The 23628-nt window shown below is 69.6% G+C and carries 20 protein-coding genes and 1 tRNA gene; 12 read left to right on the top strand and 9 right to left on the bottom strand.

Annotated features, from left to right (window positions below):
- Nucleotides 1-16: 16 nt before the first annotated feature.
- Genes HYU53_18360 through HYU53_18350 form a run of 3 tightly spaced genes read left to right on the top strand, consistent with a single transcriptional unit; the run spans nucleotide 17 to nucleotide 1040 of the window.
- Nucleotides 17-247, top strand: coding sequence for a hypothetical protein (locus HYU53_18360; GenBank protein ID MBI2223156.1), 231 nt, complete (start codon nucleotides 17-19; stop codon nucleotides 245-247).
- Complete coding sequence (locus HYU53_18355; protein MBI2223155.1) at nucleotides 244-516, top strand: acylphosphatase; 273 nt, start codon at nucleotides 244-246, stop codon at nucleotides 514-516. Before HYU53_18360 ends, HYU53_18355 begins: the two co-directional genes overlap by 4 nt.
- Nucleotides 517-524: 8 nt before the next feature.
- Complete coding sequence (locus HYU53_18350; protein ID MBI2223154.1) at nucleotides 525-1040, top strand: adenine phosphoribosyltransferase; 516 nt, start codon at nucleotides 525-527, stop codon at nucleotides 1038-1040.
- Here HYU53_18350 and HYU53_18345 read toward each other — a convergent pair.
- Nucleotides 1037-1330, bottom strand: a complete 294-nt coding sequence (locus tag HYU53_18345; GenBank protein MBI2223153.1) for a hypothetical protein — start codon at nucleotides 1328-1330, stop codon at nucleotides 1037-1039. The two genes, HYU53_18350 and HYU53_18345, sit on opposite strands and share 4 nt — an antisense overlap.
- A gap of 54 nt (nucleotides 1331-1384) precedes the next feature.
- On the opposite strand from HYU53_18345, the gene HYU53_18340 reads away from it, so the two are divergent.
- Nucleotides 1385-1461: transfer RNA gene (locus tag HYU53_18340), tRNA-Arg, on the top strand.
- A 54-nt stretch (nucleotides 1462-1515) separates the two neighbouring features.
- Nucleotides 1516-2250: a tetratricopeptide repeat protein gene (locus HYU53_18335; GenBank protein ID MBI2223152.1), complete on the top strand. Its 735-nt coding sequence runs from the start codon at nucleotides 1516-1518 to the stop codon at nucleotides 2248-2250.
- 61 nt (nucleotides 2251-2311) lie between these two features.
- On the opposite strand, the gene HYU53_18330 is transcribed toward HYU53_18335, so the two are convergent.
- The 6 genes from HYU53_18330 to mutS form a co-directional block, all read right to left on the bottom strand.
- Nucleotides 2312-2590 (bottom strand): hypothetical protein, encoded by a 279-nt coding sequence (locus HYU53_18330; GenBank protein ID MBI2223151.1) that lies wholly within the window; start codon nucleotides 2588-2590, stop codon nucleotides 2312-2314.
- Nucleotides 2591-2911: 321 nt separating this feature from the next.
- Nucleotides 2912-5827 (bottom strand): sigma 54-interacting transcriptional regulator, encoded by a 2916-nt coding sequence (locus tag HYU53_18325; GenBank protein MBI2223150.1) that lies wholly within the window; start codon nucleotides 5825-5827, stop codon nucleotides 2912-2914.
- Between the two features lie 42 nt (nucleotides 5828-5869).
- Nucleotides 5870-6760, bottom strand: a complete 891-nt coding sequence (gene speB, locus HYU53_18320; protein MBI2223149.1) for an agmatinase — start codon at nucleotides 6758-6760, stop codon at nucleotides 5870-5872.
- Complete coding sequence (locus HYU53_18315) at nucleotides 6757-7830, bottom strand: deoxyhypusine synthase family protein (protein MBI2223148.1); 1074 nt, start codon at nucleotides 7828-7830, stop codon at nucleotides 6757-6759. The genes speB and HYU53_18315 overlap by 4 nt, the downstream gene beginning before the upstream one ends.
- 29 nt (nucleotides 7831-7859) lie before the next feature.
- Entirely contained in the window at nucleotides 7860-10661 is a 2802-nt protein-coding gene (locus tag HYU53_18310) for a hypothetical protein (protein MBI2223147.1), read from the bottom strand.
- Complete coding sequence (gene mutS / locus HYU53_18305) at nucleotides 10658-13294, bottom strand: DNA mismatch repair protein MutS (protein ID MBI2223146.1); 2637 nt, start codon at nucleotides 13292-13294, stop codon at nucleotides 10658-10660. Before mutS ends, HYU53_18310 begins: the two co-directional genes overlap by 4 nt.
- 31 nt (nucleotides 13295-13325) lie before the next feature.
- On the opposite strand from mutS, the gene tsaB reads away from it, so the two are divergent.
- The 5 genes from tsaB (at nucleotide 13326) to pssA (ending at nucleotide 16408) form a co-directional block, all read left to right on the top strand.
- On the top strand, nucleotides 13326-14060 hold the full coding sequence (gene tsaB / locus HYU53_18300; protein ID MBI2223145.1) for a tRNA (adenosine(37)-N6)-threonylcarbamoyltransferase complex dimerization subunit type 1 TsaB: 735 nt from the start codon (nucleotides 13326-13328) through the stop codon (nucleotides 14058-14060).
- A complete protein-coding gene (rimI, locus tag HYU53_18295) occupies nucleotides 14057-14515 on the top strand; it encodes a ribosomal protein S18-alanine N-acetyltransferase (protein ID MBI2223144.1) in 459 nt (152 codons plus the stop codon). The genes tsaB and rimI overlap by 4 nt, the downstream gene beginning before the upstream one ends.
- 148 nt (nucleotides 14516-14663) lie before the next feature.
- Nucleotides 14664-14930: a DUF465 domain-containing protein gene (locus HYU53_18290; protein MBI2223143.1), complete on the top strand. Its 267-nt coding sequence runs from the start codon at nucleotides 14664-14666 to the stop codon at nucleotides 14928-14930.
- Between the two features lie 75 nt (nucleotides 14931-15005).
- Entirely contained in the window at nucleotides 15006-15623 is a 618-nt protein-coding gene (locus HYU53_18285) for a phosphatidylserine decarboxylase (GenBank protein ID MBI2223142.1), read from the top strand.
- Nucleotides 15620-16408, top strand: a complete 789-nt coding sequence (gene pssA, locus HYU53_18280; GenBank protein ID MBI2223141.1) for a CDP-diacylglycerol--serine O-phosphatidyltransferase — start codon at nucleotides 15620-15622, stop codon at nucleotides 16406-16408. Before HYU53_18285 ends, pssA begins: the two co-directional genes overlap by 4 nt.
- Here pssA and HYU53_18275 read toward each other — a convergent pair.
- On the bottom strand, nucleotides 16380-20186 hold the full coding sequence (locus tag HYU53_18275) for a HAMP domain-containing protein (protein ID MBI2223140.1): 3807 nt from the start codon (nucleotides 20184-20186) through the stop codon (nucleotides 16380-16382). The genes pssA and HYU53_18275 overlap by 29 nt on opposite strands.
- On the opposite strand from HYU53_18275, the gene HYU53_18270 reads away from it, so the two are divergent.
- Together HYU53_18270 and HYU53_18265 are read left to right on the top strand one after the other, a co-directional pair.
- Nucleotides 20139-21305, top strand: a complete 1167-nt coding sequence (locus tag HYU53_18270; GenBank protein ID MBI2223139.1) for a hypothetical protein — start codon at nucleotides 20139-20141, stop codon at nucleotides 21303-21305. The two genes, HYU53_18275 and HYU53_18270, sit on opposite strands and share 48 nt — an antisense overlap.
- Nucleotides 21302-22558: a PLP-dependent aminotransferase family protein gene (locus HYU53_18265; protein MBI2223138.1), complete on the top strand. Its 1257-nt coding sequence runs from the start codon at nucleotides 21302-21304 to the stop codon at nucleotides 22556-22558. The genes HYU53_18270 and HYU53_18265 overlap by 4 nt, the downstream gene beginning before the upstream one ends.
- On the opposite strand, the gene HYU53_18260 is transcribed toward HYU53_18265, so the two are convergent.
- Nucleotides 22470-23591: a PQQ-binding-like beta-propeller repeat protein gene (locus HYU53_18260; GenBank protein MBI2223137.1), complete on the bottom strand. Its 1122-nt coding sequence runs from the start codon at nucleotides 23589-23591 to the stop codon at nucleotides 22470-22472. The genes HYU53_18265 and HYU53_18260 overlap by 89 nt on opposite strands.
- Between the last annotated feature and the right edge of the window lie 37 nt (nucleotides 23592-23628).

The following is a 23628-nucleotide window of genomic DNA, read 5'->3' as shown; positions in this document are numbered from 1 at the left end:
GAACTTCCCGATCAAGTTGAACAACAAGCTCGCCGCCCTCCAGGGAATCGTCGAGGGTGGTGATGCGAAGCCGACCGCCCAGTCTTACGAGGTGTTCAAGGAGTTGTCGGCGCGCCTGGACAAGGAACTGGCGCGGCTCGACGCGGCGCTCCGCACCGATGTGGAGGCGTTCAACAAGCTGCTCCGGGGCAAGAGGCTGGAACCGGTGCTGGCAGCTGCGACGAAGGCGGCCACGACCGAACCGTGATCGTTGCGCGGCGATTCATAGTCTCAGGGCGCGTGCAGGGCGTCGGCTTCAGGTTCTTCGCCGAAGAGCAGGCACGCGCCGAACACCTCTCCGGCTACGTCCGTAACCTGCCGGATGGGCGCGTGGAGGCCGTGGCGCAGGGCGAAGAGCAAAGCGTCCTGCGCTTCGAACGCGCGCTCAACCGCGGCCCGCGATCCGCGATCGTCGAGCACGTCGCAGCCGAAGCGCTGCCCCCTGAAGACCGTCACGGGTTTTCGATCCGATCCTGAGGAGATGAATGAACGAACTGAAACAGAAGATCCGCAGCGTGCCCGATTTCCCCAAGCCCGGCATTCTGTTCTACGACATCACCACGCTGCTGCGCGATCGCGACGGCTTTCGGATGGCCATCGACAGCCTGTCGATGCCGTTCGAAGGCAAGGGCATCGATCTCGTCGTGGGCATCGAGAGCCGCGGGTTCATCCTGGGAGGAGCCATCGCCGATCGGATCGGCGCGGGGTTCGTGCCCGTTCGAAAGCTGGGCAAGCTCCCCGCGAAAGCCATCCGCGTGACGTACGATCTGGAATATGGGAGCGACAGCCTCGAGATGCACGAGGATGCGGTCGTCAGAGGCCAGAACGTGCTGATCGTGGACGACCTGCTCGCGACCGGCGGCACCGCACGCGCGACCGTCGACCTGGTCAGGAAACTGGGGGGAAACGTGCACGGGTTGGCGTTCCTGATCGAACTGGTGGAGCTGAAGGGCCGGGCCCGGCTCGAGGGGGAAAATCTGTTCGTCCTGCTGCGCTACTAAACGAACTGGTTGTCCGGGGTGATCACGAAGGCCTGCCGGAGAACGGACCGCCGCAGGCCTGGACTGGCGAGCGACGCCGTCACCCGGATGTGATCTGAGCCGCGCTGCACCCACTCGGCGACAACCGTCACCGTGTACTCGCGGCTGTCGCGGCCGGTGATCTTCTTGACGCGCGGCACGCCAATCGCCTCACGCCACACCGCGTGAGAGACCTCCCGCAGGCGGGCGACCTCGTCCTCGATCATCTCCCGCCGAACGTGCACTTCCCAGACAAACGGCTCGCGCCCCACGCGCGGGAATATAACAAACCCCGGCGTTTTTCTCAGGTACAATGTGCTGTTCCCGCGCCCGTAGCTCAGATGGATAGAGCACCGCCCTCCTAAGGCGGGGGCCGCGCGTTCGAATCGCGCCGGGCGCACCATTATTGCGGCGGGATCCCGGACGCCAAGGGCCGGGCCGACTGGAGTGATGCGGCGTGAAACGATCTGAAAGACACCACCTGAAAGAAAACGAGCTGGTTGCACTTGTCGACCGCACGCGCGATGTCGTCGTCGCGCGCCGCCGGGAACTGATGCTCGCCGTGACCGCGATCCTGGTGCTGGCCGTGGCTGCCGCCGGCTACTTTTCCTGGCGGGCGCGGGCGGAATCACGCGCCTCGGCGCTCCTCGCCGACGCCATGACGACGCTCGAAGCGGAGGTCGTCACGCCGGCGCCTCCGGCCGCCGGCCAGCCGGCCCCGAAACCACCGGCGGGCACGTATCCAAGCGAGCAGACGAAGTTCCAGGCGGCCGTTCCGAAGCTCACCGCGGTGTACACGCAGTATCCATCGACCGACGCAGGGCGGGCTGCCCGTTATTTCGCGGCGAACGCGCTGGCGACACTCGGGCGCCGGGCCGAGGCCCAGGCGCGCTACCAGGAACTGGTCGATCAGGGCGGCATCTACGCGGAAATGGCGCGGCTCGGGCTCGCCGGCCTCCTCTCCGGCAGCGGCGACCACGACCGGGCGATCGCCATTTACAAAGAGCTGTCGGCCGACCCCGACGCCAGCCTGCCGCTTGATGGCGTGCTGATACAACTTGGGCGGGTCTATGCGAAGGCCGGGCGAAAAAGCGAAGCGCAGCAGACCTACTCGCGTATCGTGCAGGAGTTCCCGGAGTCGCTGTACGCCGCCGACGCGCGCCGCGAGCTCGAGGCGCTGAAGAAGTCCTGAAGCAAAACGGGGCCTGGCGGAGGGGAGCAGCCGCCAGACCCATAAACCCTGAACCCTGAATTTAGACCGCGCAGCTGACCGCCGCCGGCCCCGCGGCCATCGCCTGCGGTTCGACCAGCAGCCGCAACGCGTATCCGCCGGGCACGCCGGTGTCCTCGCTGCACGGCGCCACGCGGTAGACGGCCGCGAGGACCGCGTTCCGCCGCAGCGCCTCGGGCAGCGACCCGTGCTGACGTTCGTTGCGATCGACCTGGAAATACACCAGCCGGTACAACGGGATGGGCGCGCCGTTCACGCAATCCACGGCAACGCCCGTATCGCTGATGTCGCGAGTCACCACGCGGGAGAGTCGCGTCGTGCCGCGCGAGTCCTTCCACACAATCTGACCTGAAACCTGAATGGGCCGACGTTCGGCTGCGCGCTGCTGGGGCGCGCCGCCCTGAACGAGTCTGAATCGCTCCATGTTCGGGGTCCTCCGGTAAAACCCGGCTCGTGCTTAATCAAGCTGCGCGCCGGGTTCGGAGCCGGTCTCTCGGGACGGGCTCAGCAACGCCCTAAACCCAACGATGAGATGGGTTTAGGCTTTGTTCTCAGGAGGACGTGGGACAGCCGGGCCTTGGATACCAAGTAAACGGTCAATATGTTGGTGGATATTTGGTAGTCATGCGTGGGCCGATATTCCGAGCCGCTGGAGCTTCAGGTACAGGCCCCGGCGCGTCAGGCCGAGGACGCGCGCTGTTTCCGAGATGTTGCCGCTGCTGTCTTCGAGCGCCGCCCTGATCATGTCGCGCTCCAGCTTCTCGACGGCGGTCGCCAGCGTCTGCCCGCGGCCCCGGCGCGGCGCAGGAGACGAGGCGTTGAGCGCGGCCAGGGTGGGGGAGAGATGGTCCGGTCCGATGCTGCTGCCGGCCGGCGCCATCGCCACGGCGCGATGGATCTCGTTTCGGAGCTGGCGCACGTTGCCCGGCCAGTTGTAGACGTCGAAGAGATCGAGCGTCTCGGGCGACAGCCGAACGTCCGGTTTTCCCAGCCGTTCCGCCGCTTCTCGCACGAAATACGTGCTCAGGTGCGGGACCTCTTCCCGCCGATCGCGCAGCGGCGGCACGTGGATCCGGATGACGCTGAGGCGATAGAAGAGGTCCTCCCGGAACCGCCCCTCCGCCACCCGCTGCTCGAGGTCGGCGTTGGTCGCGGCAATCACGCGCACGTCCACGCGAGTTGGCCGCGTCTCACCGACGGGAAGAATCTCTCCCTGTTCAAGGAAGCGGAGCAGCTTCGGCTGCACGTCCAGCGGCAGGTCACCGATTTCGTCGAGAAACAGCGTGCCGCCCGCGGCCGAGCGGATGACACCGGGTTGATCCGACACCGCGCCGGTGAAGGCCCCCCGCCGATGCCCGAACAACTGGCTGTCTGCGAGGTCGCGCGTCGCGGTCGTGCAATTGAAGGGCAGGAAGGTCGCGGGGCGACGCGTCGATCCTGCGTGGATCGCGCGCGCCACCAGGTCCTTGCCCGTGCCGCTTTCGCCCGTCAGCAGGACGGTCAGGTCGTTTCCCTGCAGGCGCTGGATTAACCCTACCACGCGGTTCATCGCCGGGCTGGCGCAGACAAACCCGGGCAGGAGCGGCTCGAGCGAGTGCTCCGCCGCCGTCGACGTCGCTTCGAACCCCTTACCGCGGGCGCGGGCCAGCTCGAAACCCTGACGCGTCACGGCCGCAATCGTGCGGAAGCGCTGCGCCAGCATGCCGCTGAACGTCCGCGCCGAGGTGACCACGGCGAAGCGCGGGCCGTCGGCGTCACGGCCGAGCGGCTCGACGAGCATGGCCGATCCGTAGGTGGCACCGCGCGCCGCGGCCCCCGCCAGCGCCTTCGCGGTGTGGGCGTCGCACCCCGCAAACGCGATGACCCGCGGCTCGGTCCCGGCCGGCTCCACAAAGAGGACGGCCGACTCTGCGTCGCACGCTTCGAGTATGGCGCTGGCCGCCTCGCGCCCGAGCAGATCGGGCACGCTGGACGCGTCCACCAGCCTCCGCACCACGGCATCATCGCCGTCCACCTGGGGGCCGACGTATTCGCCGGTCGCCGCGGTCGGAATGCTGAGCGCCGCATCGCGGGCGTCCGCCAGATCCGGCTGCGCCCCCAGGCTTTCGAAGATGGCCGCCGCCTCGCTCAGGTGCTTGCGCGCGCGCGAGCGGGCGCCGGCGCTGCCGGCGAGCACCCCGAGCGCGAGCTGGCTCAATCCCGCCTGGTAGCGTTCGCCAAGCAGGTCGAAGACGCTGACGCTTTGGCTCAGATCGTGGTACGCCTCGGTGGGTTTGCGGAGCCGTGCGTGCAGCGATCCGCGCACGCGGAGGAACTCTCCCCACAGGCCCGGCATGCTGGCCGGATCGATCCTCGCCCCCACGTCTGACAGGTGTTCGGAGGCCTCGTGAAGGCGGTCGGCAGCCAGCAGGGCTTCGCACGCCACGAGGCCAGCCTGGAGCGCCTCGATGGGGGGCGCGGAAATGGCCTGCGCCGTCTCGCCCGCGAGGGCCAGGGCGTCATCGACGCGTCGCTCGCGCAACGCGACCCGCGCTTCGAGCACGCGAATGGACCACTCGTACCAGCGGCTCGTCTGGAGCCCGTATTCGCCGTACGCCTCGCGCGCCTGCCGCAGGCAGTCGTTGGCCGCGCGGTAATTACCGCGAATCAGGTGAATCTGGGCCAGCGTGTCGAGCACGGCGCCCCGCGTCTCGCGGCGAAAGTGCGTGGGGCTTGGAATGTCGAGGGCGCGGTTCAACACCTGGTCCGCGCGCGCCAGGTTCCCGACCCGAACGCAGATCTGCCCGAGCGAGGCGAGCGCCACCGCGAGGCCGTGAGGCGACCCGACCTGCTCCTGCAGCGAGACGCTGCGCTCGGCGAGCGCCAGCGCCTGTTCGTACCGGTGCTGCATCAGGGCGCCGTTCGCCTGATCCCCGCAGACGGTCGCCACCACGTCGTCGGCGCCCGCCATTCCCGCCAGTCGCTCCGCCTGGCGCAGGGCCGACATCGCGTCCTCGAACCGGCCGTCCTGGGCGAAGGTGATCCCCGAGAGAGAGTGGACGAGCGCCAAGTGGCGGCGGTCGCCAGCGGCGTGAAGCGCCGGGGCCGCGGCGTTCAGGTGCTCGCGGACGATTGCCGCATCGCCCACCTTGCGATAGCAGATGGCGAGCTCGTAGTGCGCAAGGCCAATCGCCCTGGAGTCGTGGGCGCGGTCGGCGTGCTTCAGCGCCCGTCCAAGGAGTGCGACCGCCCGGGACGGTTCCCCTCGCGCCGTGGCCAGCTGGGCGTGAAGCCGCCAGAGATTGGAGAGCAGCGTGGGATCCAGCCGCTCCCGGATCTCGTCCGGCTGCTTGCCGAGGGCGTCGGCCGCCCGGGGCAGGTCGTCCTGGAGGAGCCAGGCTTCGGCCAGCCCGCAGCGCAGGGCGGTCGTCTCGGCCCTGGGCAGGCGGGGGTCGCGGCTGGCCCGGGACAGCAGCTCGGCAGCCTGGGCCCCCTGACCCCGTTCGAGCGCCGCGAACGCCTGCGCCATCAGCGGATGACGGTCAACGGTGGCGGTCACCACGCGGCATAGTATACCGCGTATACAGGCTCAGGTGTATAGCTATCTCCGGGCTGACCGATAGCCGAGCATTTTGTACACGAGCTTGGCACAGAGGAAGTTGGGGGCGACCAAGGGGGGCATGGGGCACAACTCGACCAGGTCGCACCCGACGACGGTGCGGGCGGCGAAGACCCTGCGAAGCAGGGCCGTGGCCTCGTACCACGACAGGCCGCCGGGTTCGGGAGTGCCGGTACTGGGCATGATTGCCGGATCGAACGCGTCCACGTCCACCGTGATGTAAACCGGATCTCCGAGCGATGCGACGATGCGGTCCATCCACGCGGGATCGCGGCGCATGTCGTGATCGTAGAAGATGGTGGTCTTCAAGCCGGGGATCGCCTCAGCCTCCTCCACCGAAAGGCTGCGGATCCCGACCTGCGTCACCGGGGCGTGTTCCAGGGTGCGGCGAATCGCGCACGCGTGGTTATGTTTCGTCCCCATGTAGCTGTCCCGGAGGTCGGCGTGCGCGTCCAGTTGCAGCACGTGGAGGCCGCGGTGCCGCTTCGCCGCTGCGGCCACCAGCGGCGGCGTGATCGAATGCTCGCCGCCGAGCGCCGCGAGGAACTTGTCTTTCGCGAAGATCTCGGACGCGACGCGCTCGATTTCCGCCATCACTTCCGCCATCTCGCCGAAGGGCAGTTCCATCTCCGGGAGCGTGTAGATGCCGACCTCGTGGACGTCCATCTGCAGTTCTTCATCCCACAGTTCCATGTGAGAGGAAGCCTGGATGATCTCGCGCGGCCCGCTGCGGGTGCCGGGCACGTAGGAGGTCGTGCGCTCGAACGGGATCGGCAGAATCACGACGCGGGCGGTGTCGAACTCCGGGGGATTGGCGGTGGCGCCGCCGAAGATCGACGGGTCGCCGTAGTCGTAGCGGACGGGTAGCTTCATTCACGTGCCTCGTAGCGGCCGTCCGGCAGGGGCCGGCCATCGACCCTCAAGACGCGGCCTGCCGGGTCGAACTCGGGTCGCCGCCGCGCGCTCGCGCGGCCGGCCGACGTCGTGGCCAGCGCCGTCACGAGCAGCGGCGTGGCGATTGTCGCGTCGGCGTGGACCGTGACCTGCTCGGCGTCGGTCGCGAGCTTGCCCCAGCTTTTCGCCTCGTCCAGCGTGGAGCCGGATGCCCCGCCGAAGTGCGGCACGTCGGTGACAATCTGCAGGGCGAAGCGGTGTCCGCCGACGCGGTCGTCGTAGAACTCGGCCTGCACGCTGGCCTGGTTGATGAAGTTTTTCGGCGTACCACCGCCGAGCACGATCGACGCGGTGTGCGGCCGGCGGATCACGATGTTCGCCGATTCGATGATGTCGCCGATGATGTCGATCTGTCCCGCGCCGGGCGTGTGATGCCGGGCCTGCGACAGCCCCATGCCGATCGACGAGTCCGCGATGGCGGGGCAGAAGATCGGGACCTTCGCCCGGTACGCGGATGTGAGAATGCCGTCCTGCCCGGTTTCGCGCCAGAGATGCTCTCCCAGCTTGTACAGGAACTCGCGCGACGTGTAGGGACGCGATTCGAGGGTTGCGGCGAAGCGGGCAATCCACTCGTCGTTCTCGCAGAATTCGTCCTCGTCTGCGTACGTGTCGTAGACGCGGTCGATGCGCGCCTCCTGCAGCGCGGCGTCGTCCTGGCGGGGCGAGCCGATGAAGTGGCGCCGGCCGCGGGTCTCGTGGAGGTCGTGATACAGGTTCGCGCCCGTGGACACGAGGCAGTCGACGTAGCGATGCTCGATCAGGTGGGCGATGAGCAGCCGGAGCCCGCCGGCGCTGAGCGCGCCGGCCATGCCCAGGAAGATGGTCACCTCCGACTCGAGCATCTTCTGCCAGATGCGATGGGCTGTGGCGAGGTTGCGCCCCTGGAACGAGATGCGTTCCATGCGGGCGAGGACCGTCTCCGCGCTCAGGTTGGCCTCGACGCGGAATGGTTCGACCGGCGTTGTGAGGAAACGCTGCTTCTTCGCCATTCGGCCGACATTATAGCGGTGAGCGCGCGTCAGAACGCACAGCCCAGGCGCGCGAAGATCGCGGGACCATCGCGCGCGCCGGAGCGGTCGCGGCGGAACGCGATGCCGGAGACGAGCGTGAGCGGAACGTAATGGCCAAGCACGACGTCGGCCGAGGCCTCGACGCCCGTGCTGGCCCGAAGGTCGGCCGCGCGGAAGCGGGTGGTCCACGCGTGGGCCGCATCGAGGAACACGGCGGCGTGAATCTGGCGGAGGAACACCGGGAGGCGCCAGAGGCCGCGCTCGACGATGAAGAGCGGCGTTCGGTAGTCGATGCTGGCAACCGCCGCACGGTATCCCGTGATGTCATCGGCGTGGAAACCGCGCGCGAGGCCCACGGCATCTCGCCCGAAAGAGAGCGAGGAGCCCGGGGCGGCGGGCCCGCCGGCGCCCAGCACCCGCCGGCCGGCGCGGTCTCCCCACGAGGCGGCCGCGGCCGCGCGCAGCGCCAGCACGCGGTGGCGGCCGCCGGCACGGGAATACGCGCGAATGTCCGCCGACAGGGTCGCGGCGCTGGCATCGGCGCCGAGCACCCGCCGCGTCAACTCCGCGGTGACCCCCGCAAGGATGCCTTCCTCCGGTGAGACCGAGTAGCCGAAGCGTCGAGCGGTCGTGACCTGATACCCCGCCCGGAGCGACCGGCGATCGAACTCCGCGCTCGGGTCCCGCTCGCGCGTCGCGTGGAAGGCGCCGAACAGGGTCTGCCGGCGGCGCACGGTGCGGAAGGGAAGACTGAACCCCGCGTCGAGGCTGGTCTCGCGGTAGTCCGCGTCCTGCCACACCGTTACATCATCGGACGCGGCGATGAAGAAGGTCGGCCGCAGGCGATCGTAGAGATAGACCGCGTTCCAATCGGGCCGCGTGCGATCAGACCAGCGGACCGTGCCCGCGTACGCATGGCGTCCCAGCGCGTCGATGCCTGCCGTGCCCGCTCCGATTTCGAAACGGTCCTGGTCGGCCTGCACGATTGGCATCCAGAAGCGCGGCACGGCGGACGCCGGGCGGTACGGCCGCGAGGGCTGTATCGACGCGGCCGTGGTCTGCGCCGCGACGGGCAGCGCCGGCGCGTCCTCCCGCCGGATGCTCAGCGCGGCCGGCAATCCTTCCACCGCCGCACCCGCCGACACGAACACGTCGTAGCCGTCGGGCGTATAACCGATGAAGGCGATCCGCCCGTCGCGTGTTGACACGGCGGCGGACCGTGCGCCGTCAACCGCGGCGACGACGAACGTGCTCGCCGCCGTCTCGAGATCGGCGGACACGATCGCTGAGGGCGCCGCCGGGCGTTCCCACGTCACGAGCAGCCGGTGCGAGCCGGTCCATTCCGGTTCGCCGACCCTCCCCTGGCCCGCGGTGATGGTCGCGGCCACCGCACCGGACGCCGCATCGATGATTGCGACGTGGGGAAGGGCGCCGAGCCGGCGTCGCTCGACGGCGATCCGCGCGCCGTCCGGCGAAAACCGCGGCGCACCGAACTGCGTCCCTGCCTCGTGGAGCACGGTCGTGGCGACGCCGAGCGATGGCTTCCCGCCGCGCCGCTCGACCGGAAACCGGACGATCGAGCCGGCGCCCTGTCGTTCGACCGCCGCGATCAGCCACCGGCCGTCGGCGGAAACATCCGGATCCACCGCGCGCGAGCCCTTCGTCAGCCGGTGGACCTCTCGCGTGTCGAGATTGAGCACGAACAGGTCGCTCTGGAGCGCGGTGCTCCGAGTCAGCTCGCGTTGATCGAAGAACACAAGGGTGCCGGAAACCGCAAGGCGCTCTCCGAGGTAACGGTTGGCGAGGCGCTCCGGCGGGCCGCCGTTCGGCGGCACGCGCATCAATGCGGGGAACGCGTGCGGCGTGCGGGCGCTGTAGAGGATGCTGCCGTCCGGCAGCCAACGTGGGCCGGCCGCCAGGAAGCCGTCGCGCGTCCGGCGCGTCATGCCCGGCGTGGGGACCGGCGCGCCCGGCGCGGTGGCGGCCCGGCTGCGGAGGAACTCGCGCCACAGCTCCCGCGTGGTCGCGCCAAAGACCCGTTTGTAGGCGCCGCCCGGCATGTAAGGGGCGCGTCCCGATGTCGCGTCGGCGAGCCTCCCGAACGCATCCTCGCCGAACCTGCGCGCGAGGTACTCCCGAAACTGTGCCCCGTATGCGTACGGCGCGTGACCGCCCGGCCAGCCGACAAGCGCGCCGGTCGTCCGATCGATCGGTTCGAAGCGCCCGGCGCGCGCCGCGGCGTCCACGATCGCACGAAAGTCTCCGGAGTTGAGCCGCCCGGCGCCCGTCTCCGCCGTTTCATAAAAGGTCGCGAGCCCTTCGACATCCCAGCCCGGCAGGAAGACGTTCGGGTACGCCACCGGCGCCCGGCCGAACACCCCGCGCAGCGCGCGGAAAACGCCGCGCGATCGATCGAGATGGAGGATGTGCGTGTACTCGTGCGTGAACACCAGCCGCAGCCAGTCGTCGGTGTGTCCGACGGTTCCGGAGGGACTGGGCGCGCGCAGGCTGATCTCAATCATGTTGAACGGAAGCGGTGTCGCCCACCCGTTCGCCTCGTCGTGCTGATCGACGAGGATCACGTGGGTATGCCGCCGGGGCAGGGCCAGCAACTGCGGCGACAACGCCACGTGTACTTCTTCGGCCAGGCGCGCGAGCCGGGCCGCGTCGCGCTCTTCCCCCTGATGAAAATGGATCGTGAAGTGCTCGGTGCGGATGGATCGGAATTGCAGCCGGGAATCGTAACGCTCTGATGCAGAGACGTTGACGAACGTGAGCAGGAGGACGACAGGGACGGCCGCCCGTGTCACCCGTCGGCGTCCTTCTTGAGATCGGCAATCAGCGTGAGCGCGTCGAGCGGCGTCAGGCGGTTCACGTCAATGTCGCGCAGGCGGCGAACGACCGGATGATCCTCGGCGGCGGGGGAGCGGAACAGCCCGAGCTGCCGCTGCGGCTCCACGGGCTCGGCGCTGAGCGACGGCCGGCCGCCTCGGCTCAGCTCATCGCGCTCCAGCCCGGCGAGGATCTCCCGCGCCCGCGCCAGCACGCGCGGCGGCAGCCCGGCGAGCCGCGCCACCTGGATGCCGTAGCTGCGGTCCGATCGCCCCGGCACGATCTTGTGCAGGAAGACGATCTCGTCCTGCCACTCCCGGACGATGACGTGGAAGTTGGCCACGCCGGGGACGGCGTCCGCCAGGTCCGTCAGCTCGTGGTAGTGGGTTGCGAAGATCGTCTTCGGGCGCGCCTTCGGGTTGCTCGCAAGGTGCTCCGCGACCGCCCACGCCAGGCTCAGGCCGTCGAAGGTCGCGGTGCCCCGGCCGATCTCGTCGAGGATCACCAGGCTCCGCGATGAAGCGGAATGCATGATGTTGGCGGTCTCCTGCATCTCGACCATGAACGTGGACTGTCCGCGTGCGATGTTGTCGGACGCGCCCACGCGGGCGAACACGCGGTCCACGATCGCCAGCTTGGCGCTCCTTGCCGGCACGAAGGAACCCGCCTGCGCCAGGATGACGAGCAGCGCCGTCTGCCGCAGGTAGGTGGACTTGCCCCCCATGTTGGGCCCGGTGAGAATCACGAGCTGGTTCGACGCGCCGTCCAGCGTAATGTCGTTCGGCACGAACGGGTCGGCCGAATGCCGTTCGACGACCGGATGCCTGGCATCGACGGCCACGAGCTCGTCGCCATCGTGCACGTGCGGCTTGGTGTAGTCGCCGAGGGCGGCCGTATCGGCGAGGGCCGCCAGCACGTCGAGCGTCGCGAGCGTGCGCGCCGCGTCCTGGATGCGGGGCGATTCGGCCGCCACGCTCGCGCGCAGCCGCTCGAAGATCTCCGCCTCGCGCTCCAGGATCCGTTCGTCGGCCCCGAGGACTTTCTCCTCGTACTCCTTCAGCGCGGGCGTGATGAACCGCTCGCCGCCCGCAATCGTCTGCTTGCGGTGGTAGTCGGCGGGCACGGCGCCGAGGTTCGACTTCGAGATCTCGATGTAGTACCCGAACACCCGGTTGTAGCGAATCTTGAGCGACGCGATCCCGGTGCGCTTCCGCTCCGCGTCTTCCATCTCGGCGATCAGCAGCCTGCCGGAGCGGCTCACCCGCCGCAGGTCATCCAGCTCGGGGTCCACGCCGTCCCGTACGCAGTTGCCCTCGCGCGCGAGCGCCGGCGGCTCATCGACCACGGTCGCGGCAATCGCGTCGCGGACGTCCGCGACCTCCTCCATTTCCGAAATGATGCTGCGCGTCAGCGGCGCCTGGAGATCCTCGAGCACCAGCCGCACGCGGGGAATGGCCGCCAGCGACTGGCGCAGCGAGACGAGATCGCGCGGGCCGGCGGTGCCGAGCGCGGCACGCGCGACCAGGCGTTCCATGTCGTGGACCGTCTTGAGCGTCTCGCGCAGCTTCGCGCGCTCCGTGGACCGGAACGCGAACTCCTCGACCGCGTCCAGGCGATCCTGGATGCGCTCGATCGAGAGCAGCGGGCGGAGGAGCCAGGAGCGCAGCAGCCGCCCTCCGGTGGGCGTCACCGTTCGATCGATCTCCTCGAGCAGCGACCCCGCGCGGCCGCCGCCGGCGCCTTCCACGATCTCCAGGTGGCGCAGCGTCGTCGGATCGATGATGAGCGCGTCGCCGCCGCGCCGGAACGACAGCTCGCGCACGTGCGCGAGATCGACCTTCTGCGTGTCACGCAGGTACTGCACGAGCGCGCCGGCCGCCGACACGGCCGCCGCCTGCCCGTCCAGGCCGAAGCCGGCGAGGCTCTTCGCGCGGAGCTGATCGAGCAGGGCGCGTCGCGCGGACTCGAACTCGAACGTCCACGCGTCGGCCTCCGTCACGCGGGGGCCGGTGCCCGCCGGGCCGAACGCGACCGGCGGCGGGGCGCCCGCGGCGAGCACCACCTCGCGCGGCCGAAGAAGCCCGAGATCGTCGGCGAGCGACTGGCGTCCCGCATCGCCGGGATACTCCGTGGCGATGAACTCGCCGGTCGAGACGTCCATCAGCGCGACACCGATCGGTGCCGGGCCCTCTCCGCCCGCGATCGACATGATGAACGCGGGCTCGCGCGCGTCCAGGTACGCCGCGTCGGTCAGCGTGCCGGGGGAAACCACGCGAACCACCTCGCGCCGGACGACCCCCTTCGCCTTGCGCGGATCTTCGACCTGCTCGCAGATCGCGACGCGAAAGCCCTTGCGCACGAGGCGCGCGACGTACCCGTCGGCCGCGTGGTGGGGCACGCCGCACATCGGGATCGCGCCCCCCTGGCTGTCCTTCGACCGCGAGGTGAGCGTCAATTCGAGAGCGCGCGCCGCCACCAGCGCGTCCTCGTAGAACATCTCGTAGAAGTCGCCCATGCGGAAAAAGAGGATCGCGTCGCGATACTGGCGCTTCGCATCCAGGTACTGGCGCATGGCCGGCGTGACGTTCGTCGTGTCAGACGGAGCACTCATGCGGGCGGGGTATCGAGTATAACAGGTAGGAATGTCCCGAACGGACCCCGCGTCCTCTGCCGCGGACCTCGTGATCCTCGCGCTCGACACGACGACGCGCGCCGGGAGCCTCGCGGTGTACTGCCGCGGCAGGATCGACGGCGTGTCGGTCGGCGATCCAACCCGTTCGCACGGCGAACGGCTGCCCGGTGATATCTCGGACCTGCTCGACCGCGCCGGGGTTCGCGTGTCGGACATCACGCTTTTCGCCGTCGTGAACGGTCCCGGGTCGTTCACCGGTTTGCGGGTGGGCATTGCCGCGATCCAGGGGCTCGCGATGGCGCTCGGCAGGAACGTGGTGCCGGTTCCCGCGCTCGACGCCTTCGCGGCCTCGACCCTCGTCGGAGACGGGCGCGTAGGTGTCTGGATGGATGCACAGCGCCAGCAGGTGTTCGCCGCGCTGTACGACAAGCGCGACGGCCGGATCGTGCCTGCCGCTCCCGCCGTCTCCTGGCGCCCCGATGCCGTCGTCGAGGCGTGGCAGCGCGACGCGGTGCGGATCGGGACCCTGATCGGCGACGGGATTGACCTGTACGGGGAGCGCGCCCGATCCGCATGGCCCGACGCGCGCGTCATCACTCCGGCGCCGCCGCTGGCGCCGATTGCCGCGGCGATCGCCGCGGCGCGGCCCGGCCTTGCCGTGGCGCCGCACGCGATCGTGCCGATCTACGTCCGCCCGTCCGACGCGGAGATCGCCCGCGACGCCCCGCGGTCGCCGCGGGCATGACCGACATGACGGTGCAGATCGAGCCGGTGTCCCTCGATCGGGATCTCGACGCCATTGCGGCGATCGCGCGCGAGTCGTTCCCGAATCCGTGGTCGCGTGACATGTTCGCGCAGGAGCTGTCGCAACAGCCGCTGACGCGCAGCTACGTGCTGCGAACCCATGAGTATCCGGTGGCGGCGTTCTGCACGTGCTGGCTCGTCATCGATGAGCTGCACATCAACACGATCGCGGTCCGGCCCGAGCTGCGGCGCCGGGGCCTGGCGCGGCTGCTGCTCGACCACGTGCTGCGCGACGCGGCAAGCCGGGGCGCCGCGCGCGCTCTGCTCGAGGTCCGGCGCTCAAACGCGGCCGCACTCAGGCTTTACGAGAACATGGGGTTTTCGACCGAATCAGTCCGCGCCGGCTACTATCCAAATCCGCCGGAAGACGCGCTCGTGCTCGTGCGCACGCTCTGATATACGTCGCCGATGGCCTTGCTGCCCCTCCGAATTGATGGTAAGGTGCCGCTATGACCGCGGTCCGGTCCGACCGATCCCGGTTCCTTCCCAATCGTTCGATTCCACCATTGCTCCACGGCAGTTCTTGCAGGAAAGGGGGCAGGCTATGCCAGACGCGTCAGAGCTGAAGACCTACTTGCTGCAGTCCGACGAGGAATTCCGGACCCTCGCCACGCAGCATCACGAGCTGGAAGAGCGCCTGCAAAATCTCAGTAGCAAGTCATACCTCTCGGACACCGAACAGTTGGAAGAAGTCACCCTGAAGAAGAAGAAGCTGCACCTGAAAGACCGGATGGAGGAAATCCTGCGGCGCGAGCGGAGCGTCTACGCGCCCAGTGAGACGCCGGCCGCGCAGCATTCGCCGCACGCCTGACTTTCGATCGGGGGCTGGGCCCGTGGTCGGCCCGGCCCCGGTCCGCACCCGCTTCGGATTATCCTTACAGGCCAGATGATCATCGATCGGGCGGGGTTTCCGTTTGTCGCCGCCTTTCTCGTTCCCGCGCTCGTGCTGTACGCGGTCGGCTTCGTCGTGGCCGGCACGCTGTGCCTCGCGGTGGCGGCGTTCCTGGCGTTCTTCTTCCGCGACCCGGAGCGCACGGTGCCTGCCGGGGAGCTGGTTGTGTCGCCCGCTGACGGGAAGGTGATGGCTGCGGGGGCGGCGGATCCGCAGAGCGCGCCCCCCGGATCGTGGCAGCAGGTCACGATCTTCCTCTCGCCGCTGGACGTGCACATCAACCGGATGCCGGCCTCAGGCACGGTGACGCGCGTGGACTACTGCCCGGGGACCTTTCTGCCGGCGTACAAGCGCGAGTCCTGCCTGAACGAACGCACGGAGTTGTGGATCGATCACGGCGGGCAGACCATTGTGGTGCGCCAGGTCGTGGGTGTCCTCGCGCGCCGCGTCGTGTGCCGCGTCCGCCAGGGAGACACGGTGACGACAGGTCAACGCTTCGGCCTGATGAAGTTCGGATCAAGAATGGATGTCTTCCTGCCGCTCTCGGCCCGCCTGCGTGTCAGGGCAGGCGACCGCGCGCGCGGCGGAGAAACGGTGTTGGCAGAGTTGTGAACGTTCTTGGATCGCTCGGCACGCGCGACGGCCGGGACCGGCATTTTCGCCGTGGCGTCTTCCTGCTGCCCAGCCTTTTCACGCTGGCCAACCTGTTCTGCGGCTATGCGTGCATCGTGCACGCGATGCGGCGCGACTTCGACACCGCGGCGCTGTTTATCGGCATCGCGATGGTCCTCGACACCCTGGACGGCTTCATCGCGCGGCTCACGAACTCGTCGACGGCGTTCGGGCTCGAGTTCGATTCGCTGGCCGACGTCATCTCGTTCGGTCTCGCCCCGGCCATCCTGGCGTTCTCGTGGGGACTGTGGCCGCTGAAGCGTCTCGGATGGGCGGCGGGCTTTCTGTACGTGACCGCCGCCGCCATGCGGCTCGCGCGCTTCAACATCCAGAGCGCCGGCACGACGGACAAGCGCTATTTCGTCGGGATGCCCAGCCCGGCGGCCGCGGCGATCACCGCGTCGACGGTGTATCTCTATCCGTACGGGCTGTTCGATTATCGCGAGGCGTTGCCGGCGCTGGCCATGGTGCTGGTTCCCGCCGTGTTGATGGTCAGCACGATGCGGTTCCGGAGCATCAAGACGATCCATCTCGGGTGGCAGCGCTCGTACCTGGCCCTGTTCATGGGCGCGGTCGTGATTGCGGCCATTGCCTCCTCTCCGCGGATCGCGCTCGTCGCCCTGGCGTATACCTACCTCGTGTCCGCGTTCGTGGGCTACGCGTGGATGCGGGTTCGACGCCGCGGCACCGAACCCGTCAGCGCCCCGCGATCCGCAGGCGAATAGTCACCGTCGTCCCTTCACCCTTGCGGCTCGCGACGGCAATCGTGCCGCCGCTCAACTCCACGTTCCTGCTTGCGATCGTGAGGCCCAGCCCTGTGCCGGTCGCCTTCGTGGAAAAGTACGGTTCAAAGACCCGCGCGAACGCGTCTTCGTCCATGCCGACGCCGGTGTCCCGCACCGCAATCGCGACGTGCTCGGCTTCGACGCCGACGCTGATGTGCAGGGCGCCGCGGCCGGGCATGGCGTGCAGCGCGTTCTCGATGATGTTCGTCAGGGCCCGAGCGACGAGGCCCTTGTCGGCCATCACGTCCGGGACGGACGGCGGGCAGTCGACGTGCACATCGATGCGGCCATCCAGGCCCGTCCGATAGGGCGCGACGACTTCATCGAGCAGCGCACGGACGCCGGCCGGCGCCGGCCGCGCGGTCGGCGACGAGGCGAAGCTGGAGAACTCGCCGGCGATCTGCCGCAGCAGGCGCACCTGCCCCAGGATCGAATCGACGCAGCTGTCGAGGACGGGCGAGAGCGGTTCGCCCCGATCCGCGTGGACGCGCCGGAGGTGCTCGGCCGAGAGCTGGATCGGCGTCAGCGGGTTCTTGATTTCGTGCGCAACCTGCCGTGCCATCTCGGCCCAGGCTTCCAAACGGTGCGTGCGCTCGAGTTGCTGCTGATGCGTCTTGAGCTCGGCCGCCATCTGGTTGAACGCGTCCACCAGCCGCCGAAGCTCGTCGATCGATCTCACGGCCACGCGGGTGTCGAAATCCCCCCTCGCGATCCGGTGGGCGGCGCGCGTCAGCCGGCGGATCGGATCGGCGATGCGCTCGGCCGTCGGCAGGCCGATGGCCGCCCCGACGATGATGAAGACCAGCACCGCGAGCAGCAGGCCCCGATCGAGCTCTTCGATCTCGCGCTCGATCTCCTGCTGGCGCGACGCCAGCGGCACCGTCACGACGGCGTCGCGTCCCGTGGCGCGGACGGGCGCCGCCGCCACCAGGTACCGCAGATCGCCCACGGTATCCTCGCCCACGAACGTGGGGCGGCGCTGGAGGACGAGTTCGCGGTACACGTCCTCCGGCGTGCGCGTGGGCAGCAGGCCTGAGGCGAAGAGATCGCGCTGGCTGGTGGCCAGCAGCGACGCCCCTTCGAACACGTTGACGTCGCGCCCGATCATCTGGCTCACCTCGACCATCAGGTCGTCGTTGATGGGTGGAGCCGACAGCCCGGCCAGGCGCAGCAGCGCGGCCAGCTCCTCGAGCGCGTGCTGCGCGATGGTCGCCGTCCGCGCCGCCTCCGCGTTGACGTCCACGCGGAGCCGGGTCGCGAAATACGTGCGGATCACGAGCGCGAGCGAGAGAACGGGGATGACCGACGCGGCCACGAACGCGATCAGCAGCTTGCGATAGAAGCTTGCGCGGATGTCGCGCAGCAGCGCGCGTCGCGTCCACGCGCGGCCGCGCGCGACGCGGTTGAACACCCCCATCGCCGCCAGCCCCAGCAGGTAGAACGCCGCGGCCAGCATCGCCAGCTCGGCGAGGTGCACCAGGTGATCGAAGGAACTGAGCGCCGGGTACCCGACGGCGTAAATGCCCGACCGATCGTTGGCGAAGTACACGTGCCACGTCTCGTCGCGCCCCCCCAGGCTCGCCCAGAAGCCCGCGCGCGACCGGTACGATCGCTCGAACAGCGCGTCGTCCAGGGCCCAGACCTGGACCCCGGAGGTATAGACCGGCAACAGGCTCCAGCCGTAGATCACGAGTGCGATCTGCCGCGGATGCCCGGGCTCGCGTGACGGCCGCTCCGCCCGGAAGACCGCGCGATACGGGCTCTCGGGCGAGATGAACGGCAACGCGCTGTAGTCCAGCATCACGTGGAGGACAATGGCGCCGGCAGCCTTCCCGCCGGCATCGCAGAGCGCACGTTCCGCATGCAGGGCGGCCCGCTCCTCCGCGCCAAACGGCCGCGCCTCGCCGAACAGGCGCCAGGTGCAGCTCTCGCTCCGCGTCGTCTGCGCGCTGGCCTCGTACTCGGGGAAGTTGAGCGCGAAGCGGCTCACAAGGCGGCCGTCCGCGGCGTACAGCTCCACCGACGACGTGAGGCGCCGCCGCGCGAGCGCGGTCTCGCTCCAGACGACGAACGCGGGCTCGGTGCTCACGCCCGGCACGTCCGCGCGGACGAGCCCCGGCAGGTTCGGGATGCGATCGATCTCGCGCTCCGCTTGCTCGAGCGTGCCGAGCAGCGCCTCGCGGTGGCGCAGCGCCTCCAGCGAATATTGCGTCTCCACGAGCTTCCGCGTCATCGCCTGCGAGCTGTCGAGCAGCGCGGGATAGACGACCAGCGCCGGCACGAGGAACGCCGGCGCAAAGGCGAGCAGGCGTGCGGACGGCCCGGCGCGGCGGTACCGGGTGGTCACGCGGGGTGCGAGCAGGCCTGCGAGGCCGGCAATCGCGAGGCTCAGGAAGAACGACAGGGACAGGCGCGCGCCCTCCTGAAGCGCGAACAAGGCGACGGCGATCGCAGCTGCGAGCCACAAGGCGATCGGCACCAACGCCGGCCGCGAGCGGCGGGCAACACGCCACGGCGCGAGCGACAGCGCGAGGGTCACCGCGGCCAGCCAGAGCGCCGCGGTCTGCAGGAGAATCACGCCGAAGAGCGACACGAATCGCTCGCCGGACCACGGATGCAGGGACAGGCTCAGAGAGTCGATGCCGGTCAGCACGACGCTGCGGGCCAGCAGCGTGTCGCACGCCGCCAGCACCCCCGCCGCCACGGCACCGGCCGCCACCTGCTGGAGCGCGAACCGGCCGCGCCACTCCGCCGGGCTCCGCCGCGCCGGGCGAAATGCCGTGCGAGCCCGGCCGGCAAGGCTTCCGGCGAGCGCGGCGATGGCGAGCAGGAGCGCGGCCGTCAGCCAGAGATCCAGCGGCGACCGCAGAACGAGCGCGAACGCGCCTTCGACGGTCGTCGTACCGGTCTCCAGCCGAGGCAGGGCCGGCCACAGAAGGAGCCGGGCAAGCACGAGCACGCCGGCAGCCGCGAGGGCCGAGGTCACCGCGGCGCGCCGCGTCCGGGCGAGCGCGAGCGCGTCGGCCAGCCGGCCGGTCGCAAGCACCAGGACGGCGGCCATGACGACGAGCAACGTGCCCCATGCCGCGCGCGTGTCGGCCGCGATGGCGCGGGCGAGATCCTGCCGGCTCGCCGATGCGACGATCAGCGGCTCGCCGTCGGGGTTCGCCACCGTGAAGGACAGATCCCCGACCTCCGCGTGGGCGGGCCGCGCCGGGCGCAGCGTGACGTCGCCGGCGGGAGTCGAGAAGCGGAAGGCATCGGAGACGAGACTGCCGACGCGCGAGTCGGAGATGACCTGCTCGACGACCACCGTTCCGAGACGGCGGCGCGTGGCCGCGTCGACGATCGGTTCGAACCGGACGATGCGGAAGCCAAGGGCGGTCGCGGTGGCCGCCGTGCCGGCGGGGGAGATCGTGGCAACCGCGCCCAGCTCCGAGGCACGGCCGTGCCAGGCGCGCGCGGCGCCGGAGGCGTCGAGGATGGTGATGGCGAGCGAGGGAGCGGGGTGATAGACGCGCTGCTCGATCGCCCGAAACAGTTCCTGCGGCTCCTCCGCGCGCACGAGCAGCCCGCGGGCGACGTCGCCACGGCGCGCGAGCGCGGCCGCCGCTTCCGACGTCGCGGAAAAGGCCGCGCCGAGCCGCGCGCGGACGTCGCGCTCGATGCGGTGCCAGCGCGTGTCCGGCGTCCGGCCCGCCACGACGAGCGGGCGCACCCCGGCGGCGAGCGTCGAGGCGAGTACGACGGCGACAAGCGCGATGAACGCGCCGCGCGCAGCCGTGCGGCGCGCAGGCGGAACGGCGGTCCGCGTCACTGGAAGCTCGATACTCCGAGTATACTGGCTTGTCTGGGTCTGAAGCCTACGCTCAAGCGCGGCGCGCTGCTCGCAGCGGCAAACTGGCCGCTCATCATCGTCCAGTTCATCGCCGACTCGATCTTCAAGATCGCGCTCGCCGTTCCCGTCATCGGCGGCGTCCTGATGGTCGGGCTGATGCTCGGCGGGGACGTCTCGGACCTGATGGCGGGCGATCTCCGCGAGCGCGTCACCGGCGTGGCCGCCGAACTGCTCGCCACGCCCGTCGCGCTCGTGCTCTTCCTGCTGGCGTTCGGCGTGGTCCTGATTGGCGGCTCAGCGCTGGTATTCCTGGTGAAGGGAGGCACGGTCACCGTGCTCGCGCTCGCGGAGCGCGGGGCCGGGCCGATCGAGGACGGGACGGTCGACCTGGACCTGGTGGCCCGCGCGCGCCGCTTCAGCATCGAACGGTTCATCGAAGGGTGCGAGCGGTTGTTCCGCCGGTACTTCCGGCTGGGGCTGTCGCTGATCGTGGTGTACGGCGTGACCGGCGGCGCGTACCTCCTCGTCGTGCTCGGCGGGTACCGCTTCGCAGGCAATCCGGGGATGTTCGTGGGCTGGACGGTCGTCGCGACGCTGTTTTCCGGCGCGCTGCTGGTCTGGATCACGATCGTCAATCTCTTTTACCTGCTGCTGCAGATGATCATCGCCGTCGATGATGTCAGCGTCCGGACCGCGTTCGGCCGCGTCATCCATTTCCTCGGCGGCGCGTTCCGCGAGGTCGCGGGCGTGTTCGGTGTCGTCCTCCTGCTGGTGCTGGCCGCGACCGCCGTCTCGATCGTCGCGGCCGCGGGGCTTGGTCTCATCGCGTTCGTGCCGTTTGCCAGCGTCATCGTCGTCCCGCTGCAGCTCGTCGCGTGGCTGCTGCGCGGTCTCATCTTCGAGTTCATCGGGCTGACCGCTCTCGGCGCCTACCTCACACGGTATCGCCGCTTCGCGGGCCACGCGCCGGCCCACCCACAGTGGATCCGAACCGCATGATTGACTACGACACGTTCCTGTCGCGTGCCTCCCTGGGCATGAGGGAGTCCGCGATCCGCAAGATGGGCACCGTGCTGGCGCAGGCGCGCGACATCATCTCGTTCGCGCCGGGCTATCCGGATCCGGCCGTCTTCGCGTGGGAGGAATTCCGCGCCATCAACGCCGAGTTGCTCAGCGGCAGGGACGGCAGCGTGCTGCAGTACGGGCCGACGCGCGGGCACAAGCCGCTGCTGGAGGCCCTCATCGAGATCCTCGCGACGCGGAGCATCACGACCAGCATCGAGACGCTGCTCGTCACGACCGGTTCGCAGCAGGGCCTGGACCTGGTCGCGCGCGTGCTGCTCGACCCGGGCGACGTGGCCCTCGTGGAACTGCCGGCCTACACGGGAGCGATCACCGCGTTCCGCAACATGCAGGCAGAGCTCGTGGGGGTCAAGCAGCAGGATGACGGCATCGACCTCGAGGATCTCGCCGCCGTCCTGCACCGGCTCCGCTCGGCAGGCCGGCGCGTGCGATTCCTGTACGTCGTGCCGAACTTCCAGAACCCGACCGGGCTGCTCATGGCCCCGGCCAAGCGGCGTCAGCTGCTCGAATGGGCCGCCCGCGAAAACATGCTCATCGTGGAGGACGATCCGTACCGGGAGATCTTCTTCAACCAGAGCGCCGGAGACGGCGTCATTCGTCCAATCAAGGCGGACGACACCGACGGCCGCGTGATTTACCTGAGCAGCTTCTCAAAAACGCTCGCGCCCGGATTCCGCGTGGCGTGGATCACCGCGCCCCCTGCGATCGCGGCCCGGCTGGAGATCGCGAAGCAGGCGGCGGACCTCTGCACGGGCGGGCTGGATCAGCGCATCGTGTTCGAAACGTGGAAGCGCGGCATCCTCCAGCGGCAGATTCCGGTGTTGCGCGCGCACTATCGCCAGAAGCACGACGTCATGGCGGAGGCCCTGCGCAGCGAGCTGGCCGGCGCCGTCACGTGGCCGGATCCCCAGGGTGGATTCTTCCTCTGGCTGACGCTCCCGAACCAGATGGACGCCGACCTGCTGCTGCACCGATGCGTGCAGCACGGCGTGATCTACGTGGCGGGCGCGGCGTTCTACGTCGACGGCGCGGGGGCGGAGACCGTCCGGCTGTCGTTCTCCGCGCCGACACACGACCGGATCAGGGAAGGCGTGAAGCGCCTGGCAACGGCGATCCGGGAGGAAATGGCGGAGCGTCGGGAGACAGCGGCCGGCCGGGTATTTCCGTGAGCGGCACCGGCGCCGGCTCGGGCAGTCGCATCAGGCCGTAGACCCGCCAGTCGCCGGTCGTCGCGCCGGTGACGATGACGGCGCGCGCGCCCGAATCGGCCGGCGCGAAAACCGCGGGCGCGGCCAGCTCCGCCGGGGCCGTGAAGCGCCCCGCCAGCGTGCCGTCACGCGGGCGCACGGCGCGCAGTTCGTTGCTCGCCGACACCACGAGCAGATCCTGATCCAGCACGGGGCCGCGCAGCGGCCGCGTCTCCATCGGGTGCCGCCATCGCTGCACGCCCGAACCCAGGTCGAGCGCCCGGACGATGTTGTCGAGCGAGGCGAAGTAGACGCGCGAGCCGTCCTGCACGGCCGGCGACATCACGTCGGCGTTCGTGCGCCATCTCCAGCGTCGGTCACCATCGCGCGCGTCGAGCGAATACAAGAAATTGTCCACGCACCCGGCAAACAGGCGGTCTGCGACCGCGGTGATGGGGCCGCAGGCGGCCGGAAGCGTGACGCGCCAGGCGATCGTGCCGTCGCGGATGTCCAGCGCGACGATCGAGCCGTCGACGAGCGGCGCGTACGCGCGATCGCCGTCGATGCTGAACGGGGCGCGGGGCGCGGCGGGCAAGGTGCGGCGCCACACGACGCGCCCATCCGACGCGCGCAACGCCAGGACGTCGGGACCGGCGGCGGCCACGACCCAGCCGGCGCGCGCCGAGGGGATCGCCACGACGTCTCGCGCGAACACTCGCCAGATCACCCGGCCGGTGGTCGCGTCCAGCGCGAGCACTTCGTCGGCGGTCGCGGTAAACACGCGCCCGGCGTCCACCGAGACGCCGCGGGTGAGCGGCAGCAGGGCGGACCACAGTTCCTGCCCGTCAGCGAGGGAGAGCGCGAGAACGCGGCCGGCGCGCAGCGGGAGATAGACGCGGAGCGAGTCGGCGGCAGGCGCGGCGAGCAACGGGCTGGCGAGTCGCGCCGACCATCCAATGCCAAGCGAGAGGAAGTCGCTGCCACCCTGGGCGGCAAGCGGCAATGCGGTCAGCAAAACGATCGCCGCCCCACATATTGTGGTTCGGCCGTAG

Source organism: Acidobacteriota bacterium, from assembly GCA_016184105.1.
In the GTDB taxonomy this organism is placed as follows: domain Bacteria; phylum Acidobacteriota; class Vicinamibacteria; order Vicinamibacterales; family 2-12-FULL-66-21; genus JACPDI01.
This window is presented reverse-complemented; position numbering and strand designations above follow the sequence as displayed.

What these genes read in the sequence shown, in the direction of transcription:
- HYU53_18290 (MBI2223143.1), top strand. Translation starts at nt 14,664, where the DNA reads ATGCCAGACGCGTCAGAGCTGAAGACCTACTTGCTGCAGTCCGACGAG.
- HYU53_18265 (MBI2223138.1), top strand. Translation starts at nt 21,302, where the DNA reads ATGATTGACTACGACACGTTCCTGTCGCGTGCCTCCCTGGGCATGAGG.
- mutS (MBI2223146.1), bottom strand. Translation starts at nt 13,294, where the DNA reads ATGAGTGCTCCGTCTGACACGACGAACGTCACGCCGGCCATGCGCCAG.
- HYU53_18350 (MBI2223154.1), top strand. Translation starts at nt 525, where the DNA reads ATGAACGAACTGAAACAGAAGATCCGCAGCGTGCCCGATTTCCCCAAG.
- rimI (MBI2223144.1), top strand. Translation starts at nt 14,057, where the DNA reads ATGACCGACATGACGGTGCAGATCGAGCCGGTGTCCCTCGATCGGGAT.
- speB (MBI2223149.1), bottom strand. Translation starts at nt 6,760, where the DNA reads ATGAAGCTACCCGTCCGCTACGACTACGGCGACCCGTCGATCTTCGGC.
- HYU53_18285 (MBI2223142.1), top strand. Translation starts at nt 15,006, where the DNA reads ATGATCATCGATCGGGCGGGGTTTCCGTTTGTCGCCGCCTTTCTCGTT.
- HYU53_18315 (MBI2223148.1), bottom strand. Translation starts at nt 7,830, where the DNA reads ATGGCGAAGAAGCAGCGTTTCCTCACAACGCCGGTCGAACCATTCCGC.
- tsaB (MBI2223145.1), top strand. Translation starts at nt 13,326, where the DNA reads ATGTCCCGAACGGACCCCGCGTCCTCTGCCGCGGACCTCGTGATCCTC.